We start from the raw sequence: 5,767 nt of genomic DNA on the forward strand, positions 1-5,767 counted from the left end.
GCATCAACCCCCGCATCCTCCAACGCCTCCCACACCACCTCCAACAACAACCGCTGCTGCGGATCCATCGCCAACGCCTCACGCGGACTGATCCCGAAAAACCCCGCATCGAACAACGCCGCACCATGAACAAACCCACCCCCCACCGGCACAACATCCCCCACCCCCTCCAACACCGAGACATCCCAGCCACGATCCACCGGGAAACCACCCACCGCGTCCCCACCCGACACCACCAAATCCCACAAACCCTCACCCGAGACCACCCCACCCGGATAACGGCAACCCACCCCCACAATCACCACCGGATCACCCGCATCAGCAACCGAAACCCCGGCACCGACACCGACACCAACCCGGTCAACACCCCCACCCACATCCCCCTCAACACCCGCACCCAGCAAACCGCACACATACTCGGCCAGCACACCCACCGACGGATAATCGAAAACCACCGTCGCCGAAAGCCGCACCCCCAACAACACACCCAGCCGATTACGCAACTCCACCGCCGTCAGCGAATCAAAACCCATCTCCCGAAACGCCGACCCCACCGGCACATCCCCCACAGAACCAAAACCGAGAACAGACGCCACCTCGGCGCGTACTGCCTCCACCACGGCCTTGGTCCTCTGGGCTTCCGACAGGCCGGTCAGCCGTTCCACCAGGCCGCCGGCGGCCTGGGGACGGGTGCGGGTCTGTCCACGTCCGCCGCGTACCAGTCCGCGCAGCATCGGCGGCACGAACCGGGCATCGCGCCAGACCCTCATGTCCCAGCGCGCCGCCACGAGCAGGGAATCCGGCAGGTTCCACGCGGTCGCCAGGAGTCCGAGTCCCTCGTCGGCGGACAGTCCGGTGATCCCGCCGCGGGACATGCGGGCCACGTCGCGCTCGCTCAGTCCGCCGGCCAGCCCCTCGGTGACGTCCCACAGGCCCCACGCCACCGACTGGCCCACGAGTCCACGCGCCCGTCGCGCCTGCATCAGCGCGTCGACGAACCCGTTCGCCGCCGCGTAGTTCGCCTGGCCCGGGGAGCCCATGACACCGGCCACCGACGAGAACACCAGGAAGAACGACAACTCCGTGTGCCGCGTCAGAAGGTGCAGCCACCACGCGCCGCCCGCCTTGCCCTCCATCACCGTGCCGACCTGCTCCGGCGAGAGGGAGCCCACCACGCCGTCGTCCACCACTCCGGCCGCGTGCACCACACCCGTCAACGGGTGACCTGCCCCGACGGCGGCGAGCGCCTTCTCCGCACCGGCCCGGGACGACACATCCGCCGCCACCACCCGGACCTCGGCACCCAGCCCCCTCAACCGCTCCACACGCTCCACCGCCGGGCCGACGAGGCCCGCGAGACCACGACGGCCCACCAGAACCAGATGCCGCACACCACACACCGACACCAGCCACTCGGCCACCAACCCACCCAGCACACCCGTGCCACCGGTCACCAGCACCGTCCCGTCCGGATCGGTCGGGCGCTGTTCGGCGGGGGCGGCCGGGACGGGGACGAGGGCGGGGGTGTGCAGGGAGCCGCCGCGCACGGCGATTTGGTCGTCGCCGGTGGCGAGGGCCGCGCGCAGCAGGTCTGAGGCGAGGTCGGTGTCGTCGACGTCCAACAGGACGAACCGGCCGGGGTGTTCGGACTGGGCGGACCGCACCAGGCCCCACACCGCGGCGTGCGCCAGGTCGGTGACGCCCTCGCCCGGCAGCACCTCGACGGCGCCTCGGGTGACCAGGACCAGCCGGGATTCCGCGAGCCGCTCGTCGCCGATCCAGTCCTGGACCAGGCGCAGCGCGCGGACGACGGCCGCGCGGGCGGTCTCGGCGGCGTCGCCGTCCGGCTCCGTCGGCCCGGTGGCGCACAGCAGGACGACGTCCGTCGGCGCGGGGTCGGGCAGCATGTCCCACAGGGGTCGCTGTTCCTCGGGGCCGGGGAGCGGGGGCAGCCGGTCGGCGGTGGGCCAGCCGGGGAGGTCGTCGCCGAGTACGACCGTCCGGCCGGGGGTGGGCGCCGTCGGGCGGGGGCGTACGGGCCATTCGACGCGGCACAGCAGTCCGTCCCCGGTGCGGGACTCCCTGGCGGTGCGGATCAGTTCCGGCGAGACGGGGCGCAGCACGAGGGAGCCGGCCGTGAGGACCGGCGCGCCGGTCGTGTCGGTGGCGTGCAGGGAGACGGTGTCCGTCTCCTCGTCCTGGGAGATCCGCACGCGCAGCCGGTCGGTGCCCGGCCGGTGCAGTCGGACGTCGCCCCAGGAGAACGGCAGCCGTCCGCCGTCGTTGCCCTCCTCCGCGGAGGGGGCGAGTCCGAGGGCGTGCAGGGCGCTGTCGAGCAGCGCGGGGTGCAGGCCGAAGCGGGCGGCGTCCGTCTCGTGCCCGGCGGGCAGCCGCACCTCGGCGAAGAGGTCCTGGCCGTGCCGCCAGGCCGCGCGCAGCCCGCGGAAGGCGTCGCCGTAGTGGAGGTCGGCGTCGGCCAGGCGTGTGTAGAGGCCGTCGGTGGGGACGGGGGTCGCTCCGGGGGGCGGCCAGGCGTCGGACGGCGCTGGGGGCTCGGGCGCGTCGGTTCCGGTGGTGAGGAAGCCGCGGGCGTGGCGGTGCCAGGGCGCGTCGTCCGGGGCTTTCGCGGTGCGGGAGTGGATGGTCAGCGGGCGCCAGCCGCCGTCGTCCGGCTGTGCCACGAGGACCTGCACCTCGACCGCGCCCTCGTCGGGGACGATCAGCGGTGATTCCAGGGTGAGTTCGGCGACGCCGTCGGCGCCGGTGAGCCGGGCGGCGTGGGTCGCCACCTCCAGCAGGGCGGTTCCCGGCACCAGTACCGCGTCGAGGACGCGGTGGTCGGCGAGCCAGGGGTGCGAGTCCAGGGCGAGCCGTCCGGTCAGGAGCAGTCCGTCGGCGCCGGCGACGGTCACGGCCGCGCCGAGCAGCGGGTGTTCGGCGCTGTGCAGTCCCGCCGCGTCGAGCCCGTGGCCGCTGCCCGGTGTCGGGGTGAGCCAGTGGCGTCGGCGCTCGAAAGCGTAGGTCGGCAGTTCGATCCAGGCGCCGTCGGGTCCGGGCAGGGCGGACCAGTCCACCGGTACGCCGTGCGCGTGGGCCTCGGCCAGGCTGGTGAGGAAGCGGCTCCGGCCGCCGTCGTCGCGGCGCAGCGAGCCGACGGCCGCTGCGGGCACCTCGGCCGCGGCGGCCGTGTCGGCCAGGGCGGCGAGCAGGGCCGGGTGCGGGCTGCACTCGACGAACTGGCGGTGGTCGTGGTCGAGGAGCAGGCGGACGGCCTCCTCGAAGCGCACGGTCTGCCGCAGGTTGCGGTACCAGTAGGCGGCGTCCAGTCCGGCGGTGTCCATCACGTCCGCGGTGACCGTGGAGTAGAACGGGGTGTCGCCCGTGCGGGCGGTGACGTCGGCGAGGGTGTCGAGGAGGTCCTGCCGGATCTCCTCCATCTGCGCGGAGTGGGAGGCGTAGTCGACGGGCAGGCGGCGGGTCTGGAAGCCTTCCGCGGCGGCCTGGTGGAGGAAGCCGTCGACGGCGTCGGGGGCGCCGGCGACGACCGTGGAGGCGGGTCCGTTGACGGCCGCGACGGACAGGTCGCCGTCGGTGTTCCCGATACGCCGGGCGGCCTCGTCGGCGGGCATGGAGACGGCGGCCATCGCGCCCCGGCCGGACAGGCCGCGCAGCGCCCGGCTGCGCAGCGCGACGATGCGGGCGGCGTCGTCCAGGGAGAGGGCGCCGGCCACGTGGGCCGCGGCGATCTCACCCTGGCTGTGGCCGATGACGGCGGCCGGCCGTACGCCCAGGGAGCGCCACAGGTGTGCCAGCGACACCATCACCGCGAACAGGGCGGGCTGGACGACGTCGACGCGGTCCAGTGGGGGTGCGCCGGGTTCGCCGCGCAGCACCGGCAGCAGCGACCAGTCGACGTGCGGGGCCAGCGCCTCGGCGCACGCCCGCAGGTGCTCGGCGAAGGCCGGGTGGGTGTCGTACAGGTCGAGGCCCATGCCGATCCACTGGGAGCCCTGGCCGGGGAAGACGAAGACGGCGTCGCCGCGGACGGCCCGGCCGGTCACGGCGTGCGGGGAGCGCTCGTCGCGGGCGAGCGCGGCCAGCGCGCGGGCACGGGTTCCGCGGTCGTCGCCGGTGATCACGGCGCGGTGGTCGAACGGGGTGCGGCCGGTGCGCAGGGAGAGTTCGATGTCGGCGTCGCGCAGTTCGGGGCGGGCGGAGACGAGGTCGTGGAGCCGCTGGGCCTGTCCGCGCAGTGCGGCGGGGGTCCGGGCGGCCAGCAGCCACGGCCGGGGCGCGGCGGTCGACGCCGCGGCGGCGACGACGGATCCGGCGCCGTCGGCCGGCGGGGTCCCGTCGGGGGTGTCCGGCGCCTCGAGGATGACGTGGGCGTTGGTGCCGCTGACCCCGAACGAGGAGACGGCGGCGCGGGCCGGGCGGTCGCGTTCCGGCCAGGGCAGTCGCTCGGTGAGCAGGGCCATGGTGCCCGACGACCAGTCGATCGCTGTGGTGGCCGTCTGGGCGTGCAGGGTGGGCGGCAGGGTCCGGTGCCGCATCGCCGTGATCATCTTGATCATGCCGCCGACCCCGGCCGCGGCCTGGGTGTGTCCGATGTTCGACTTGAGCGAACCGATCCGTACGGGGTCGCCCGCCGGTCGGCCGGTGCCGTAGGTGGCCAGCAGCGACTGCGCCTCGATGAGGTCGCCGAGCCGGGTGCCGGTGCCGTGCGCCTCCACCGCGTCCACGTCGGCGGCGGTGAGCCCGGTCGACGTCAGCGCCTCGCGGATCACCGCCTCCTGGGCGGGGCCGCTGGGGGCGGTCAGTCCGTTGCTGGCGCCGTCCTGGTTGACCGCGCTGCCCCGGACGACCGCCAGGACGGGGTGCCCTTCGCGCCGGGCGTCCGACAGTTTCTCCAGCAGCAGGACGCCGACGCCCTCGCCCCAGCCGGTGCCGTCGGCGTCGGCGGAGAACGCCTTGCAGCGGCCGTCCGGGGCCAGGCCGCGCTGGCGGGAGAACTCCACGAAGGTGTCCGGGGTGGACATCACGGTGACCCCGCCGGCCAGCGCCATGGAGCACTCCCCGCGGCGCAGGGCGTGCGCGGCCAGGTGCACGGCCACCAGCGAGGAGGAGCAGGCGGTGTCGATGGTGATGGCGGGGCCTTCGAGGCCGAGCGCGTACGCGACCCGGCCGGAGGCGACGCTCGCGGTGTTGCCCGTGCCGATGTACCCCTCGACCTCCGGCGGGATGTCCGGCAGGCGCCAGGCGTACCCCTGGCCCATCAGCCCGGAGAAGACGCCGACCCTGCCGCCGCGCAGCGTCGCGGGGTCGATGCCCGCGCGTTCGACGGCCTCCCAGCTCGTCTCCAGCAGCAGCCGCTGCTGCGGGTCCATCGCCAGCGCCTCGCGCGGGCTGATCCCGAAGAACTCGGCGTCGAATTCGGCGGCGTCGTGCAGGAATCCGCCGCGCTGGACGTAGGAGGTGCCGGAATCGTCGGCGTCGGCGCCGTGCAGCTCGTCGAGGTTCCAGCCCCGGTCGCGCGGGAACGGGGTGATCGCGTCACCGCCCCGCGCGACGAGCTGCCACAGCTCCTCGGGTGACGTCACGCCTCCCGGGTAGCGGCAGGCCATGCCGACGACGGCGATCGGTTCCCGCGCGGCCCGGGCCAGTTCGCGGTGCTCTCGCCGGAGCCGGTCGTTGTCCTTCAGCGCCGCGCGCAGCGCCTGGACGAGCTGATCGGCCGAGGATTGCATGGTCGTCACTCCTGGAAGCG

The 5,767-nt window shown here is 74.1% G+C and carries 1 protein-coding gene; it reads right to left on the reverse strand.

What is annotated here, in order from left to right; translation table 11 throughout:
- On the reverse strand, positions 1-5,756 hold a 5,756-nt coding region (locus ACH499_RS31055), incomplete at its 3' end, for an SDR family NAD(P)-dependent oxidoreductase (protein WP_399020039.1).
- Positions 5,757-5,767 lie beyond the last annotated feature (11 nt).

It is taken from the genome of Streptomyces sp. NPDC018947 (assembly GCF_044390505.1).
Lineage (GTDB): Bacteria > Actinomycetota > Actinomycetes > Streptomycetales > Streptomycetaceae > Streptomyces.